This window comes from Paenibacillus faecis (assembly GCF_008084145.1).
In the GTDB taxonomy this organism is placed as follows: Bacteria; Bacillota; Bacilli; order Paenibacillales; family Paenibacillaceae; genus Fontibacillus; species Fontibacillus faecis.
This window is the reverse complement of the sequence record NZ_VSDO01000003.1, coordinates 316,698-332,267: the sequence shown is the minus strand read 5'-3', so window position 1 is coordinate 332,267 and position 15,570 is coordinate 316,698. Positions and strand designations below refer to the sequence as shown.

The following is a 15,570-nucleotide window of genomic DNA, read 5'->3' as shown; positions in this document are numbered from 1 at the left end:
TAAAATTTTCGTTAGGACGGATTTGGGTTCTTGACAGGGGGGGTATTATGAACTAAATTATATAGACCGATTGGTATAATCCTATGAGAGGCGAGGTTATTTCAATGGCAAACCAGAATCCCACCCGCAAAACTCTGATTGAAACAACCGCCAGACTCCTGATGAATCAAGGCTACAATGCGACTGGCTTAAATCAGATCACCCAGCTCAGCGGCGCTCCAAAGGGTTCGTTATATTATCATTTTCCCGAGGGGAAGGAGCAGCTCGCCTGTGAGGCTATCCGTTATACGCAGGACAAGGCGCGTTCCGAAATGATGAAGGTTTTGCAAGCCACCGCGGATCCCGTGGAGGCTATTCAACGCATGCTGGATTTGATGATCGAGCAATTCGACAAGGATGAGGTGATTGGAGTACCGATCGGCATCATCGCGCATGAAACGGCCAAGAGTAACGAAACGATCCGCCAGGCATGCAGCAATGCCTATGAATGCTGGGGCGTCGAACTTAAGAAGAAGTTCGTATCGTCCGGACTTGCCGAGGAAGAGGCGCAGGAACTGGCGATAATGATCAATTCCATGGTGGAAGGCGCCGCGATTATGAGCATGACCCAGAAGAGCAGCGAACCGCTGCGGATTGCTTCCAAGCTGGTTCCCCGGTTATTTGACCGTTAAAGGGGAACGGGGACTTTTTTTAACCTAATACTTAAAAATTTATATATAGAACGGTCTACTGACCATGTGCCCGAATATGTCAAGGAGGAAGGCGGCAAGCCTCCCGACTTGTTGATATAGAGACATACACAATGAACCTTGGATAGTATTGGAGGAAAATTATAATGAATATGGATGCGACAGGCGCGGCTTCAACCGCCCCTACGGAAGGAATCCGAAGGCTTCCGATTACGATTGCGCTGATTATCGGGGCGTTCGTGTCGATTCTGAACGAAACCCTGCTGAATGTAGCCTTTACGGATTTGATGAAAGAATTAAGCGTCGGTCCTTCGACGATACAGTGGTTATCCACCGTTTATATGCTGGTCATCGGTATACTCGTCCCGATTACGGCGCTGCTGATTCAATGGTTTACGACGAGACAGATGTTTTTGTCGGCCATGATTCTGTTTTTGATAGGAACGGTCATTTGCGGGATAGCGCCTTCGTTTGGCGTACTGCTGATCGGCCGGGTTATTCAAGCGGTCGGGACGGGGCTCCTGCTCCCGGTCATGATGAATACCATTCTGACGATCTACCCGCCGGAAAAAAGAGGCGCCGCCATGGGGACCATCGGTCTCGTTATCATGTTCGGCCCGGCGATTGGCCCTACGTTGTCCGGTTTGATTCTTGACGCCTTGAACTGGCGTTGGCTGTTCTTCCTGATTATGCCGCTTGCCGCTTTCTCCATTCTGTTTGCGGCCATATACCTGCGGAACGTCTCCGAATTGACCCGTCCTAAAGTGGATTTGATTTCAATCCTGTTGTCCACCGTCGGTTTCGGCGGAATCGTATACGGCTTCAGCCATGCCGGTGAAGGCGGCGGTTGGTCCGATCCGACCGTTTACGTTTGTCTGGTGGCGGGTTTTGTTTCCTTGGCCCTGTTCGTATGGCGCCAGTTGGTCGTGAAGGAACCGACTCTGGATGTCCGGGTCTTCAAATATCCGATGTTTGCTCTGGCGGCCGCGCTGCTGATGGTTATGATGATGACCCTGTTCTCGACCTTGATTCTGCTGCCGATGTACCTGCAGGGAGCGCTTGTGCTGGCTCCGTTTGCGGCGGGATTGGCGCTTTTGCCGGGCGGTGTCATCAACGGATTGATGTCGCCGGTTGCCGGCCGTCTGTTCGATAAGTTCGGGCCGCGGGCTCTGGTCGTTCCCGGGCTGGTCATCGTGATCGTCACCATCTGGTTTATGCGCGGCCTCACCACCACGACGCCCGTCGGGACGGTGATTGCCATGCACATCTCCCTGCTGATCGGGATCTCGCTGGTGATGATGCCCGGCCAAACGACGGGTCTCAACCAGCTTCCGCGCCGGTTATATCCGCACGGAACCGCGATTATGAACACGTTGCAGCAAGTTTCCGGTGCGGTCGGTACGGCGCTGTTCATCAGCATTTATTCCGCGGGTCAAAAGAATTACCTGAGCACGGTTTCAAATCCAACCGATCCGGCTCAAGTACCGCACGCGATCGTCTCCGGTATTCATAACGCATTTACCATCTCGATGTTCGTCGGCGTCCTCGCGCTGCTGCTGGGGCTTTTCCTGCGCCGCACGCACGCGCCGGTCGAATACCACCCTGCCGAGCCGCAGCCTAACCCGCAGCCTCAGCAGTAAAAAAGAAGGACTGTCCCTGTAAAAAACGGGACAGTCCTTTTTTCCTTGCTGGCGCCGGTTACTTCTTGGTCACCGGGATGCTTAATTCAAGCTCGGACAGGTATTCTTTTTGAACTCCTCCGTCCGAACTGTGCTTGTATACGTAAGGCTTGATGACCACTTTCTCCGGAACTTCCGCAAAAGGAGTAAACAAAGTGCGCAGTTCCCGCGGTTGGTTGGCTGCCAAGGTCTCTCCTTGACCGCTGATGAACTCCAGCGCACGTCCTTGACCATCCGTTACGTCATAGTCAAAGGCTTGAACGGATGTAACGGGGTCCACGTAGTTAGCCGGCAGCTTGTCAACCAGCTGAGTATAGGTCGTCTCAACGGCAACCGTGGACGGGGTGATCTCCACTTTATCGACGCGGAGGCGAAGGACCTCATTTTCGGCTTGAGCCCCCGGCTTCAAGACGACGTTCTGGACGGCTGTTTTGGTAACTGGCGTAACCAGTTCAAACGGTTTTTCATTCCCCTGCAAATACAGTTTGACGGTCAGATCAAATTGATCCGGCATACCCTTTATATCGGTAAAATTCATGACAGTAGCGTTCGCTGAGCCGATCGGTCCTCCAAGACTCCCCGGTTTGGCTTCCAGCGGTTTCCCGTCGACAAGCAGCTCGGTTTTAGCGAGTTGGACAGCCAGCGGTTCGCTGGCCTCGGCATCCCCCTCCCGCTCCAAGGCCATGGACAAGCGCGCACCGTCAAACACAATTCCGGAGATTTTCAATTTTGTGTTTTCCTGGCTTGCTTCGGCCAGGGTAGCCTGCAGGATCCCTTTTTCATCGGCCGTTTGGAGCCCTAAATCACCGATCAGGTTAAACACGTGCCCCATTCCCGGCACTTGTTTCAGCGATTGGGCCATGGTGGGAGAGACAAAGGCTGTGCCCAGGATGCAGGCGCTTAAAACAGTTGCCGAGGCGGCCGCGACGGTAAATCTGCCCCAAGGCCGAACCGTTTTTTTCCGGCGTTTCAATTCAGCGGTTTGGCTCATTCCCGGTAATCCGGCCTCGATATGGGCGTAGGTTTCCTCCAAACGTTGTCTCACTTGATCGGGCATGGCACGTTTTCCTCCCATTTTTGACATTTCCATATCCAACTGCTTTTCCAAATCAATAGCTTTCATTTAACTTCGCCTTCCCTTCTCCGGAATATTGGAGCATATTTATCAGTGCCTTACGTGCACGGTGCAGCCGGGTTTTGACCGCACTTTCGGAGATGTCGAGACAGTCCGAGATTTCTTTGATCTGCATGTCCTGGAAGTAACGCAACGCCACTACCACCCTCATCGACTCATCGAGTTGGTCCACGACTTGCCGCAATTCAACCTGCCCATATTCATCCCCTGATGTGGAAGGCTCGTAATGTAAGGAATCCATATCCACGGTTGCTTTTCTTTTGCGGTGTATCTGATTGCATTTGTTAATCAGGATCCGGAAGACCCAGGTTTTAAAGTAGGCGGGCTCACGCAATCCGGATAAGGATTGGTAGGCTTGAATCATCGTCTCCTGCAAGGCGTCGGCGCAATCGTCGTCATTTTGAAGAATGTTGTAAGCCATTCCGTACATATCCGACTCGATTCTTCGCATGAGAAGTACGAAAGCATGTCGGTCTCCGGCCTGGGCCTGGATGACTTCGGATTCGAAGTTCAAAACGGCAACCTCCTTTCGGTTTATACTAGTTAGATGACCCTGCGGAGCATAAAGGTTACATACTAAAATTTTTAAAATGCCTGATTATAGGGGGATATAAGGAAGCAATAGATTCAGAGGGCCGAGATATTGACGGACTTTTAAAATAAATCGAATACGGATGTAACGTTTCCCGAAAAATGGTTATCTAACTCTATGTAGCATCCAATGACACTAACTTTACGATTAGGAGGATTTATTTTATGAAAAGAACGGGAGCAACCAAGTATAGCACTCTTCTGAAGGCTTTGGGAATTACAGTATTGACAGGGACCCTTGTAGCCGGCGTCATGCAAGTGCAGGCCCATGCGAGCGAACGGACGGGGGCTTCAAGTACCCAGGCTTTCGCAGCAGCCACCTCATTGAGCGCGTCTTCGATTCAAAAGGCTGAAAAGAAGCTGGAGGAGTTGACCGGGAAATCACTTACATTGGGCAAGGCCACGAATTTCCCTTCAGGTTCCATCCTGGCGGTTCAGGGAGCGTCCGGGGGCGAAGTGCTTTTCAATAAGAAGGGGGAGATCGATAGTATTAGTGTAAAAATGAAATGGAGCGACCTGAGTGCTTCCCATCAGGAAGCTATGCAAAAGGCTCTGGATACCGTATTACCCGGAGGATCGGCACAGGCGGAACACGTGACGTTGATCATGGACTACACCAATACCAATCCAAAGGTGAAAAACAAACTTCAGATGTTAGCGGAGGTTCAGAACACCACGATAAATGTGCTGGACGGAAAATTGAGTATGGCTCTGGAAATCCTGAAGATACAAGATGTCCCTGAGACAGCGATCAAATCCGCCAAAGCCGTTATTGCGAAGGTGGAACATGTTAAAAAAGCGGAGGCTTTGACCCAGGCATTCCTGATTACCGAACCGGACGCCGTCAAATATGAACTCCGTTTCGGGGCGCCAACCTCAAAGTACCCCGTAAGTGTCGATATCGATAAAAAGACAAATAAAGCAACCGGGTTATATTTGGGATTCCTTCAAGACAACCTTGCCAACAAGAGCGATGCGCAAATCAATAAAGTTATGCAAACTATGAAAAATGCGGATATGGAGAAGCTTAAAAAGACCGCCGTTCCGCAAATCAAAAAATGGTTGGGGATGGATCTATCCGGTTATAAGCTGACCAAAGTTGCGAATGAACCGGGTAACGCGATCTTTACCAAGAGCGGCGCAGCATCGGTCGAGATTACGTATAACTCCAAGGGAGAAGTGTACTGGGTGAACTAATATGGACCGACGGACCGCTCCTTGAAGATCGGTTAAGTTAAACGACTCGTTAAACGGGTCGTTTTTTTATATTGTTATAGCTAAGCGCAATTTCCGAACGATTCGTGGAATGAATCGCCCAGGCCTTGACGAGGCTAGGGGATAAGCGGACAATACTAGAGGATTAAAATGTAAAGCCGTAAAAAAAGAGGAGAGAACACCTACATGAATCAGTTTTTTAAACTCCAACAGCATGGAACCAGCGTCAGAACCGAGCTGCTGGCGGGGGTCACCACCTTTCTGGCCATGGCCTACATCCTGGTCGTCAATCCGGCGGTGCTGAGCGCGGCCGGGATTCCGTTTGACCAAGTGTTTATGGCCACGGTGATCGCCGCCGTGATCGGCACGCTGTTTATGGCGCTGTTCGCCAACCATCCGATCGCCATCGCTCCGGGCATGGGGCTGAACGCGTATTTTACCAGCGTCGTCGCCTCCACCGGACTCACTTATCAAACCGTGCTCGGCACGGTGTTTCTCGCCGGGGTGTTGTTCCTGCTGCTCAGTCTGACAAAGCTGCGGGAGGCGTTGATTCGGGCGATTCCCGATTCGCTGAAATTCGGCATTACCGCCGGCATCGGTCTGTTTATCGCTTTTCTCGGGCTAAAAATGTCCGGTATCGTCGTTGCCAATCCCGATAACATAGTTACCTTTGGCGACCTGCACCGCTCGGTGACGCTGCTGACGATTGTCGGCGTGTTCGTCACGCTGATTCTTATGGCTCGCAAAATACCGGGCGCGCTGTTTATCGGTATGGCCGTAACGGCGCTGATCGGCTACCTGACCGGCCAGTTGAAGTTCCAAGGGATGATCTCCGCTCCGCCGGTTCCGGTCTTCTTCGACATGGACATTCCGGGCGTGTTCAGTCAGGGGCTGTATACGACCGTGTTCGCGTTCTTGCTTGTCACGCTGTTCGACACGACCGGCACGCTGATCGGGGTGGCGGAGCAGACGGGCACGATGAAGAACGGGGAGTTCCCGCGGGCCAAGTCCGCGCTGCTTGCCGATGCGACCGCGACAACGGTCGGTTCCATGTTCGGCACCAGCCCGACGACCGCGTTTATCGAGTCGACCACCGGAGTCGCGGCCGGGGGACGGACCGGACTCACCTCGCTCGTGGTTGCGGTGTTGTTTCTGCTATCCGTTTTCTTCTCGCCGCTCGTCGGCGCGATTTCATCGCTGCCCGCCATCACCGCCCCGGCGCTCATTATCGTCGGCTGCTTCATGATGGAGGGGCTTGCCCGCATCCAATGGAAGACGTTCGACGAAGCCTTTCCGGCCTTCGCCATCCTGCTGATGATGCCGCTGACCGCAAGCATCGCCACAGGGATCGCAGTCGGCTTCATTACTTACCCCGTTATGAAGCTGGTCAGCGGCAAGGGTCGTGAAGTGCATCCGCTGCTTTATGTGTTCGGGCTGATTTTCCTGATTCAGCTTACCTTCTTCCCGGCACACTGAGCCGAAAAGATAAGAATTTGTCACCCGTTTTAACCGGTTTGTGACCCTTTCCCTTCCGGAAAACCATATAATGAAAGTATAAATTTACCGACGGTGTTTAATCCGTTCGAGAATGGTTATTTATACTTAATAGACGGTGATACCGGATTTCGAAAGGCGGGACGCTGAAATGAAAAAATGGATGAAATTGTTGATCCCCCTGTTACTTATCGTAATGCTGTCTTCGTTAAACGCCACGTCCAGTTCGGGAGCAAGCCGGGAGCAAAGCGAGCGGCCTGTCGCAGCTCCGGAAACGAGACAGTTGACGGTTTATATCGAGGCTATAGATACTCGCGCGGACGGGGTCGAATTGGCGGTCGACCCGATCGAGTGGTACACCGGGAAGGAAGCCGAGGAGGTTTTCGCCAAGCACGAACCGGACGCCGGAATCGACGGACCTCCCGACGGGTACTACATCGTGAATGAGAACGAGACGCTGGAACATATTCCGGTAGCCAAGGATGCCAAGGTTCTCATGCAGATTTACGACCGTACGGGAAATCCCGCGGATGCGGATATTGTATGGAATGAACCGGTAAGCTTGGACAAATTCAAGAGTTTGTTCCGGGGCGCTCAGGTGCTGGATCCTCGAGTGTTTCCTTATCATTTGAGTATCGAGAATGGCGTCGTCACCCAAATCGTCCAGCAGTATGTGCCTTAACCGTAAGGACCGGATGTATATCCGGTCTTTTTTTGGACTTTATTAATTTTTTTTAGGAAATAGTACCCTTATAATTCCCAAAGGTGTAATATGAAAGAAAGTAAATCTAGTTCTTTATAACTATTTCTTGGAGAGCGTGGATTAAATGAACAGGTTGCAAGAAATTCACCGGCGGAACGTACTGATGTTAAAGCTGTTGTGGAGCTTCTATGGCATAGCACTCGCGGTAAATCTCATCATGGACAAAAGCATCGATGTGATCTATCCTCCGGTAGGTCTGCTTGTGGGCCTGATTATGCTGCTGCTCGTGAACAGCCGACGTGTTCCGGAAATCGTCATGTTACTGATGATCGTTTCCCTGTACGTGTTTTTTGTGAGTCATGCCATCATATATCCTTATTCGATCAACTATATTTTTCTCGGACTTGTGCCTTTATTCGCTCTTTTGTACCTGGATTTCAGGGCGGTATTGCTGTCCGGGGGCTTGTATTTGGCCAGCGCGGCTTATTTGTTCATCCGGTTTCGGGACAATATGTTTCCCGAAACGGCCGCAAACGATGTCATTTATATCGTGATCTTCGGGGCGTTTACCACCGTGTTTTCTTTCTTGTTCACCCGATATACGAAATCGCTATGGTTGAAGGCCGAGAAGAACGGGATTCAACTGAGCAATATTTTGGAGAATGTCAAGATCGCCACATGGTCCTTCGACTTAAGCGTAGGCGTCATGACGCTGTCGGATGGAATCGTTCACATTACCGGTTGGCCGCCGGAGGCGTTTAAAGGAGATTACCATCTGCTGACCGGCCTGGTCCTGCCGGCGGACAAGCCGAGGATTATGCAGGCCCAGAAGGAAATGGTTTTGGATAAACGAAGCGTGAATCTGGAGTGCAGAATCTACGACAAAGACGGGGAGTACCGCTGGACGCAAATCCGGGGAACCCCGCTCTTCAATGAATTGGGGCATCTGGAGAGGCTGGAGGGAGTCATCATTGATATCACCGAACGCAAGAGACTGGAGGAGCAGGTGGAATACCTAGCCTATCATGATGAGTTGACGGGGCTCCCCAACCGGGCGCTGTTCCAAATGAAGTTCGATCAATATGTCCATGACGGGATGACTCCGCTGACGATCATGTTTATCGACCTGGATAACTTCAAGGAGGTTAACGACGCCTTCGGCCATACCGCGGGCGATTTGCTGCTTAAAGAAACCGCCGGAAGACTGTGCAGCCATATTCGGGATAGCGACACGGTCTGCCGGCTCGGGGGGGACGAGTTTTTGGTCCTGCTCTCGGCGAGTGATCAGAGGCACGCTTCCAAGGTTGCCGAGCGGATTATCGGCAGCTTGTCCGAGCCTTACTACTACCAAGGATATCCTCTGGTAACGACGCCGAGCATCGGTATTTGCGTTTACGATGGGGGTCCGGGGGATCTGGACCGGCTGATTCGCGAGGCGGACGAAGCGATGTACGAAGCCAAGCGGGAGGGACGTAATCAGTACTACGTTCATCCGTCATCTCTCGAGGCTACGGTTTGACCCGACTAGAGAATTGCAGCCAGTCCCGGCCGGCCCGCAGCACATCCTTTAAACCCGGTTTGCGGATGACGTAGTAGGGGAGCAATTCCCCGCCCCATTCCGCCTTGGCTTCCGAAACGGAAGCGAGATTGGCTCCCGCAAAATCAAAACGCCGTACACCGGCGGCGGCAAGATCCTCGAATTCATGGAACTGAACCTGTTGAACGACGCCGTTGGAGAGATGGGCGGTCTTGGTCCCGGCAATCCAACCGATCGCCGAAGCCGGCTGCAGCAGCAGAGAAATGTTGACGCTAACCGGCTCCCCGTCTTTAGAGTAGCAAATATAGCATCGGAAGGCATGGTCCCCCATTAAGTCGCGCGCGAGCTCCAAATCCGCTGCGCTAAGCTGATGGCTAAAACCCTGCCTTTTTTCCGTTTCTACCAAGCACTCGTAGGCATGCGACATATTTACCGATTTTTCGGTTCGGTATCCGGCGGCTTCCGCCTTGCGGATCTTGTTGCGGATCGCTTTGCTGGCGAGATCCAAGGAATAAGGAACATTCACGCAGTACGTGTACTTCACTTCCGCCTTCAGCCCCCGCCACAGAAACGGGCGGACATCGTCCAGCTCAGGCGGGAGGTGAACGACGGCCGGTCCCCGAATCTGCTGTAGGCGATCCATTAGCAAACCGGCGATTTCGTGCCACTGTTTGTTGATGCGGAATGGCTTTTGACTGGGGGTAGCCAGGAACAGCGACGGGTGATACGGGTTTTGCGGCGGAAGCATGAATCGCTCCACGGCATTGTAAAAGAACAGAAACTCTCCCCGCGCCTCGGACCGCTCCGCCTGCAGCCGCACATGCTCCACCCTGCAGCCCCATTTACGGCGATTGAATTCCCCCCACTGACTTAAAGCAGTATGATCGATCATCCTCTCGCTCCGAAACTCCCTTCTTCCTGAAAAATAGCAAGCCGTTTTTTCCGGTGGAACCGCAGCAAGTCCAGGCTTGTACGAGCCAAATCTTTAAATATGGGGAGCCGTATCTGATAGTAGGACACTAGATCCCCTCCCCAACCGGATTTCGAACGCGCGACCGATTGCAGATTGGCTCCTACCAAATCGATGTCTTGCAGACCGGCCGCGGCCAAGTCGTCGAACACCGCATGCTGGGAGAGCTGGACCACGCCGTGCGATAAGTGTTCGGTTTTGCTCCCCGCCATCCAAAACAAGGCCCGACGCCCGTCCAAAATCAGGATGACGCTGGCGGTCACCGGTTCGCCGCTCGGGCTGTAACAGACGTAACAGCGCAGACCGTCGTCGCCGAGAAGCGTCTGCGCCAATTGCAAATCTTCCAGGCTCAGCCGATGGCTGAAGCCTTTTCGCGTTTCCGTTTCGAGCAGGCAGGCATGCACTTCCGCCATATTATGAGTCAAGCCGCAGCGGTATCCTTCCTGAACCGCTTTTTTAATCCGGTTGCGGATGCCTGGACTGGCTTGCTCCAGCGAATGGGGAAGCCGGATCTGATAAGTGTACTTTACGTCGGCCTTAAACCCCTTCCATAAAAATGGGCGAATATCCCGGATGTCCGGCGGGAAGCAGTAAGCCGCGCTTCCTCCGTGCCGGAGCAATTCGCCGATCATCACTTCGGCGGTTTGATGCCACTGCCGGTTCAAACGGTAAGGTTTGTCCGTCGGCGTAGGCTGAAACACGGTCGGGTGAAACGGGTTAAGCGGAGGAAGATAGATTTTTCCGCGTTTGTTAAGAAAAAAGAGACTTTCGATATAGGCCTCGGAATCCTCGCGCTGAAATCTTAAGATTTTCGCTTCACAGCCCCACTTAATCCGGTTGAATTCGGCCCAAGGCTCCAGGCCGCGCGAAACAGGCTGCAGCTGTTCCATAGTTACCCTCCCAAAAATTCAAGTTCTAAGATGCCGGAAACATCATCTACTAGTGTTATAGAGCGTTTCGAACTGGCTGTTATATTATATTTTCCCTTTTTCAATGTATGAGTAGTTCCGGAGAAACCCTTGATTTTTTTCTGAAGTGGAGGATGGTTGTGCTGAAGAAAGTGTTGTTTTGCGCTACGGTGGTATCTCATTTGAACCAGTTCCACACTCCCTATATGCGCTGGTTTAAACAGCAGGGCTGGGAAGTCCACGCGGCGGCATTCGGGGAGACGCCGATTCCCGATGCGGATTGTCAGTTTTCACTGTCGATCGAACGGTCCCCGTTCCGGTGGAATAATCTGAAGGCCTACAAGGAGCTGGCGGATTTAATCAAACGACACGGTTATCATGTGGTCCACTGCCACACGCCGATGGGGGGCGTTCTGACGAGATTGGCGGCAAGGCAAGCGAGGCGAAGCGGAACGAAAGTGCTTTATACCGCGCATGGCTTTCATTTTTTTGACGGGGCCCCCATCGTTAACTGGCTGCTTTATTACCCGGCGGAGAAGCTACTTTCCCGATGGACGGACTGCCTGATCACGATCAACGAGGAGGATTATCTCCGGGCCATCCGGCGGGGGTTTAAAGCCCAATCCATCGTGCATGTGCATGGGGTCGGCGTTGACTTCGGGCGGTTTAAGCCGGTGGACCCACGTGAAAAGCAACAGCTGCGCCGGGAGCACCACATCGGCCAGGACCGCTTCGTTCTGATCTACGCGGCCGAACTGAGCAAGCGGAAGAACCAGGGTTTTCTGCTGCAGGCTGCGGCGAATTTGAAACGGCGGATTCCGGAGCTTCTGGTGCTCCTGGCGGGTCAGGGGGATTTGGAGACCCCTTACAAAAGATTGGCGCAGCGATTGGGATTGACCGGAAATGTGGTGTTTCTGGGGCAGCGCAAAGACATGCCCGCGCTCTACGCTCTGGCGGATGTGGCCGTAACCACAAGCAGGCAGGAAGGACTGCCCGTGAATGTGATGGAGGCGCTGGCCTCGGGACTGCCCATGATCGCGACCGAGGTTCGGGGCAACCGGGATTTGGTCGAGGACGGAATCAACGGATATCTGGTAAGACCGGGGGATACGGAGGCGTTTGAACAGAGAGTCTGGGAACTTTACGCGAGTGCGAAGCTGCGCAAGAAATTGAACGGCAGGGATCGATTGCTCGGCAAGTATACCGTGGCCCGGGTGCTGGAGGAGATGACGTCGGTTTACCGCGCGGCCGGAGTCAGCGAGGGGGAGGATGAGGCGGGAGACCTCGCCGTTTATGGAAGACGAAAGGAGTTGAAAGGATGAAAACCGTAATGACCATCGTGGGCGCCAGGCCGCAATTCGTGAAGGCGGCGCCGGTGTCGCGCGAACTCCGAAAGACATGCCGCGAGGTGCTCGTTCATACGGGACAGCACTACGATTACAGCATGGCGGGGGTGTTCTTCGAGGAACTGCGGATTCCGAAGCCGGATTATGACCTTGGCATCGGTTCTTCTTCGCATGGGCGGCAGACCGGCGAAATGCTGATTTCGCTGGAGGCGCTGTTGCTGGAGAACGTTCCGGATGCCGTGCTGGTATACGGCGACACGAATTCCACGCTGGCGGGGGCGCTTGCGGCAAGCAAGCTGCGGATTCCGCTGTTTCATGTGGAAGCGGGCCTGCGAAGCTATAACCGCGATATGCCCGAGGAGATCAACCGGGTCATGACGGATCATGTCTCCGCCTTGCTGTTTGCGCCGACGGCGGAGGCGGTGAGCAACCTGCGGGCCGAGCGGGCGACGGAAGGCGTCTATGAGGTGGGCGATGTCATGTATGACGCCGTACTTTTCAACGAACGCCTGGCCGTGGCGAAACACCGGCCCGAGGATTTCCGCGTCCCGGCTGGCGGTTACTATCTGGCCACGATCCACCGCCCCTCCAACACCGACGATCCCGTGCGGTTAAGGGCGATATTGCGGGCGCTGCGCAGCCTGGACCAGCCGGTTTTGTTTCCGCTTCATCCCCGGACCGGCAAAATGCTGAAAGCGATGGGGGATTCCGCCGAGCGGACGCCCGGGGACAACCTTTTGTTCACCGAACCGTTGTCTTATCTCGAGATGCTGGCGCTGGAACGCCAGGCCAAGGCGATTATCACCGACTCCGGCGGGGTGCAGAAGGAGGCTTATTTCGCCAAAGTTCCTTGCTTTACCCTGCGTTCGGAGACGGAGTGGGTCGAGACGGTGGCCTGCGGCTGGAATACGCTGGTGGACCCGCTCACCATGGATTTGGGACGAATTATAGGGGATTACCGGCCGGGGGCCTATATCGAGAACTTATATGGCGACGGCACCGCCTCCCTTCAAATTGCGGAGTTGATTCACCAATATCTGCAATGACTCTTTTATTTTGAAAAAGAATGAGAGGAAACCTCTTCTATTTGCCGTACTACGGAATATAGATAGCTTGAGGTGAGTGGGAAGTGGAGCTGAACGTTTTGTTGAGAACCGCCAAAAAACACGGGATTGCCGTGCTGATTACGCTGGCGCTATGCGTGGGCGGCGTTTTTTTGGCGAATGAGCTTGTCCGTCCCCAATATGAGGCCGCAGCAAGCCTCGTCGCCACGATTTCCTCCTCGGAATCGGGAACCTACAACGAGTTTTTGGCCAGCCAGATGCTGACCAAAACGTATGAGGATGCGATTCAAAGCCGCTTTGTCGCCAATGAGGCGAAAGCCAAGCTGCAAACATCGGAATCCGCCTACGGCCTGTTGAAGCGGATTAAGGTGAGAACCGACCCGGGAACGCTCGTGCTGGTGCTGTATGCGAGGCATGATAACCCGGAGGACGCCGTCGCCATCGCCAACGCGTTTGCCGAATCGTTTATCAGCAAATCCACGGAAATCGTACAGAGCGCCAATGTGACGGTATTGGATTACGCCAATCTGGAGGACGCCTCCATCCCGGTAAGCCCCAAAAAGGTGTTCAATCTGGCAATCGGCGTCTTCATCGGGGTTTTCGCCTCGCTAAGCGTGGCGATGCTGCTGGAGAAACGGGACGCCTCGCGGAGGAAGAGAAGGCGCCGGGGAAACCCGGAAGCAAGCGATCCGGGCCCGGACCCGTCCCTTGCAACGGATCAGGAAAAAGGAACGCCGAATAGAAACGAGGAAGCCGTATGAGAAAACGACCCGAATTCGAATCGGAAAGGGAGCGGGTGCAAGCCGGGGAGATCCGCTTCGCCATTGTCGGCTGCGGGCATATCGCCGGCAAGCATCTCGAAGCGATTCAACAGGCGGAAGGAGCCGCCCTGGCGGCGCTCTGCGACCCGAACTTGACGAGGGTGTCCGCGCTGGCAGAGAGCTGGAATGTGCCGGCGTACGCGGGGATGGCGGAAATGCTGGACCGGGAGCCGGATATCGACGCCGTCTGCATCTGCACGCCCAGCGGGCTGCACGCCGAGCTGGCGATCGCCGCGGCCCGGGCCGGCAAGCATCTGGTCATCGAGAAGCCGCTCGCCCTCTGCGCGGAGGAGGCCGAGAGCATCGGGGAGGCCGCGGCGGCCGCTGGCGTCAAAGCTACGGTCGTACATCCGAACCGTTACCGGCCGGCAATCCGCCATTTGAAAGAGGCGCTGGACCGCAAGATGTTCGGCAAGCTGAGCCATGTCAACGCGACCGTCCGCTGGAACCGCAGCCAGGCTTACTATGATCAGGCGGCTTGGCGGGGCACGGTGGCGATGGACGGCGGCGTCCTTATGAATCAGGGCATCCACAGCCTGGATTTGCTCCTCTGGCTGTTCGGTCCCGTGGCCGAAGTGAGATCTTGGGTGGACACCCGAATCCGCAACATGGAGGCCGAAGATACCGCGATCGCGGCGTTGAAATTCGCAAACGGCACGTTAGGCGTCGTAGAGGCATGTACGACCGTTTACGAGCATAACCTGGAAGAAAGCCTGGCGGTGTTCGGCGAGAACGGATACGTCCTGATCGGCGGGCGGACCGCCAACTGGATCAAGGCGTGGAACTGCGTCAAGATGCCGGATGAGGAGATCGGCAGAATCATGGCCGAGGTAGAGGCCGATCCCTATGGCGTGCCGGGGCATGAACGGATTATCGCCGATATGGTGGAGGCGATCCGGACGGGAAGGGAACCGGCCGTTACCTTGGAAGAAGGGGCCCGGGCGGTTCGGCTGGCCTGGGATATTGTCCGGAACGGAAGATAGACGATGGCCGTCTGTTGAAAGGGCTGGAGTCAAATGAACGGGACTTCCTCCCGTTAATTTGGTGCCTACGCGGTTGCAAAGGGAAATTAGCCGGAAAACCTCCCGTTAATTGTTCTGAAAATAGGGATTTCGAGGGCTAGGGTGGATGCTTGCCGACCCGCAATTTCACTTGCCACCCGCTATAATAACGGCGTTATGGGCTGCTATTTCGCACAGATACGATTTTTCGGGGAAAATAGCGGCTAAAAAGGGCCTTATTACCCTGGAGCGGGTACAAAAATCGAGTTTTGGTCCGTTTTTTTCCACTAGCGTTGCATTAGAACTGATATGGGTGCTGCCTACCCGCAATCTTTCTTGCCGCCCGCCGAATAACGGCCTTTTGGGCCGTTATTTCAACCCGATTTGCTTTTTCGGGGAAAATAGCGGCTAAAAAGG

At 54.1% G+C, this 15,570-nt stretch carries 15 protein-coding genes; 11 read left to right on the top strand and 4 right to left on the bottom strand.

The features are described 5' to 3' along the window. Positions 1 to 104: 104 nt before the first annotated feature. Both FRY98_RS15010 and FRY98_RS15005 read left to right on the top strand, forming a co-directional pair. Complete coding sequence (locus FRY98_RS15010; RefSeq protein WP_148453322.1) at positions 105 to 671, top strand: TetR/AcrR family transcriptional regulator; 567 nt, start codon at positions 105 to 107, stop codon at positions 669 to 671. 164 nt (positions 672 to 835) lie between these two features. Continuing rightward, positions 836 to 2,329 carry an MDR family MFS transporter gene (locus FRY98_RS15005; protein WP_148453319.1) on the top strand — a complete coding sequence of 498 codons (1,494 nt, stop codon included), beginning with the start codon at positions 836 to 838 and terminating at the stop codon, positions 2,327 to 2,329. Positions 2,330 to 2,387: 58 nt separating this feature from the next. Here the strand turns inward: FRY98_RS15005 and FRY98_RS15000 are convergent, their stop codons facing one another. Further along, on the bottom strand, positions 2,388 to 3,425 hold the full coding sequence (locus FRY98_RS15000; protein WP_170287100.1) for a DUF4179 domain-containing protein: 1,038 nt from the start codon (positions 3,423 to 3,425) through the stop codon (positions 2,388 to 2,390). 52 nt (positions 3,426 to 3,477) lie between these two features. Beyond that, positions 3,478 to 4,017, bottom strand: a complete 540-nt coding sequence (locus tag FRY98_RS14995; RefSeq protein ID WP_148453313.1) for an RNA polymerase sigma factor — start codon at positions 4,015 to 4,017, stop codon at positions 3,478 to 3,480. Positions 4,018 to 4,259: 242 nt separating this feature from the next. On the opposite strand from FRY98_RS14995, the gene FRY98_RS14990 reads away from it, so the two are divergent. From FRY98_RS14990 to FRY98_RS14975, 4 genes are all read left to right on the top strand, one after another. After that, on the top strand, positions 4,260 to 5,291 hold the full coding sequence (locus FRY98_RS14990) for a hypothetical protein (RefSeq protein WP_148453311.1): 1,032 nt from the start codon (positions 4,260 to 4,262) through the stop codon (positions 5,289 to 5,291). A gap of 204 nt (positions 5,292 to 5,495) precedes the next feature. Continuing rightward, positions 5,496 to 6,785, top strand: coding sequence for an NCS2 family permease (locus FRY98_RS14985; protein ID WP_148453308.1), 1,290 nt, complete (start codon positions 5,496 to 5,498; stop codon positions 6,783 to 6,785). Between the two features lie 169 nt (positions 6,786 to 6,954). Then, positions 6,955 to 7,485, top strand: a complete 531-nt coding sequence (locus FRY98_RS14980; RefSeq protein ID WP_148453305.1) for a hypothetical protein — start codon at positions 6,955 to 6,957, stop codon at positions 7,483 to 7,485. Between the two features lie 145 nt (positions 7,486 to 7,630). Further along, positions 7,631 to 9,025: a sensor domain-containing diguanylate cyclase gene (locus FRY98_RS14975; RefSeq protein WP_148453302.1), complete on the top strand. Its 1,395-nt coding sequence runs from the start codon at positions 7,631 to 7,633 to the stop codon at positions 9,023 to 9,025. Here FRY98_RS14975 and FRY98_RS14970 read toward each other — a convergent pair. Both FRY98_RS14970 and FRY98_RS14965 read right to left on the bottom strand, forming a co-directional pair. Beyond that, a complete protein-coding gene (locus tag FRY98_RS14970) occupies positions 9,015 to 9,935 on the bottom strand; it encodes a GNAT family N-acetyltransferase (protein ID WP_148453299.1) in 921 nt (306 codons plus the stop codon). The two genes, FRY98_RS14975 and FRY98_RS14970, sit on opposite strands and share 11 nt — an antisense overlap. Next, on the bottom strand, positions 9,932 to 10,903 hold the full coding sequence (locus FRY98_RS14965) for a GNAT family N-acetyltransferase (RefSeq protein ID WP_148453296.1): 972 nt from the start codon (positions 10,901 to 10,903) through the stop codon (positions 9,932 to 9,934). Before FRY98_RS14965 ends, FRY98_RS14970 begins: the two co-directional genes overlap by 4 nt. Before the next feature lie 158 nt (positions 10,904 to 11,061). On the opposite strand from FRY98_RS14965, the gene FRY98_RS14960 reads away from it, so the two are divergent. The 5 genes from FRY98_RS14960 (at position 11,062) to FRY98_RS14940 (ending at position 15,565) form a co-directional block, all read left to right on the top strand. After that, on the top strand, positions 11,062 to 12,243 hold the full coding sequence (locus tag FRY98_RS14960) for a glycosyltransferase family 4 protein (protein WP_148453294.1): 1,182 nt from the start codon (positions 11,062 to 11,064) through the stop codon (positions 12,241 to 12,243). Then, complete coding sequence (wecB, locus tag FRY98_RS14955) at positions 12,240 to 13,313, top strand: non-hydrolyzing UDP-N-acetylglucosamine 2-epimerase (RefSeq protein WP_148453290.1); 1,074 nt, start codon at positions 12,240 to 12,242, stop codon at positions 13,311 to 13,313. Before FRY98_RS14960 ends, wecB begins: the two co-directional genes overlap by 4 nt. An 83-nt stretch (positions 13,314 to 13,396) precedes the next feature. After that, positions 13,397 to 14,092 (top strand): YveK family protein, encoded by a 696-nt coding sequence (locus FRY98_RS14950; protein ID WP_148453287.1) that lies wholly within the window; start codon positions 13,397 to 13,399, stop codon positions 14,090 to 14,092. Then, the gene (locus FRY98_RS14945) at positions 14,089 to 15,135 is read left to right on the top strand and encodes a Gfo/Idh/MocA family protein (protein ID WP_148453284.1); all 1,047 of its coding nucleotides are present in this window, start codon (positions 14,089 to 14,091) and stop codon (positions 15,133 to 15,135) included. Before FRY98_RS14950 ends, FRY98_RS14945 begins: the two co-directional genes overlap by 4 nt. Before the next feature lie 145 nt (positions 15,136 to 15,280). Next, a complete protein-coding gene (locus FRY98_RS14940; protein ID WP_148453281.1) occupies positions 15,281 to 15,565 on the top strand; it encodes a hypothetical protein in 285 nt (94 codons plus the stop codon). Positions 15,566 to 15,570: the final 5 nt, after the last annotated feature.

Bases quoted from the DNA above. Each gene is read 5' to 3' on its own strand.
- FRY98_RS15010 (WP_148453322.1), top strand. From the start codon at position 105: ATGGCAAACCAGAATCCCACCCGCAAAACTCTGATTGAAACAACCGCC.
- FRY98_RS15005 (WP_148453319.1), top strand. From the start codon at position 836: ATGAATATGGATGCGACAGGCGCGGCTTCAACCGCCCCTACGGAAGGA.
- FRY98_RS15000 (WP_170287100.1), bottom strand. From the start codon at position 3,425: ATGCCCGATCAAGTGAGACAACGTTTGGAGGAAACCTACGCCCATATC.
- FRY98_RS14990 (WP_148453311.1), top strand. From the start codon at position 4,260: ATGAAAAGAACGGGAGCAACCAAGTATAGCACTCTTCTGAAGGCTTTG.
- FRY98_RS14985 (WP_148453308.1), top strand. From the start codon at position 5,496: ATGAATCAGTTTTTTAAACTCCAACAGCATGGAACCAGCGTCAGAACC.
- FRY98_RS14980 (WP_148453305.1), top strand. From the start codon at position 6,955: ATGAAAAAATGGATGAAATTGTTGATCCCCCTGTTACTTATCGTAATG.
- FRY98_RS14975 (WP_148453302.1), top strand. From the start codon at position 7,631: ATGAACAGGTTGCAAGAAATTCACCGGCGGAACGTACTGATGTTAAAG.
- FRY98_RS14970 (WP_148453299.1), bottom strand. From the start codon at position 9,935: ATGATCGATCATACTGCTTTAAGTCAGTGGGGGGAATTCAATCGCCGT.
- FRY98_RS14965 (WP_148453296.1), bottom strand. From the start codon at position 10,903: ATGGAACAGCTGCAGCCTGTTTCGCGCGGCCTGGAGCCTTGGGCCGAA.
- wecB (WP_148453290.1), top strand. From the start codon at position 12,240: ATGAAAACCGTAATGACCATCGTGGGCGCCAGGCCGCAATTCGTGAAG.
- FRY98_RS14945 (WP_148453284.1), top strand. From the start codon at position 14,089: ATGAGAAAACGACCCGAATTCGAATCGGAAAGGGAGCGGGTGCAAGCC.
- FRY98_RS14940 (WP_148453281.1), top strand. From the start codon at position 15,281: ATGCTTGCCGACCCGCAATTTCACTTGCCACCCGCTATAATAACGGCG.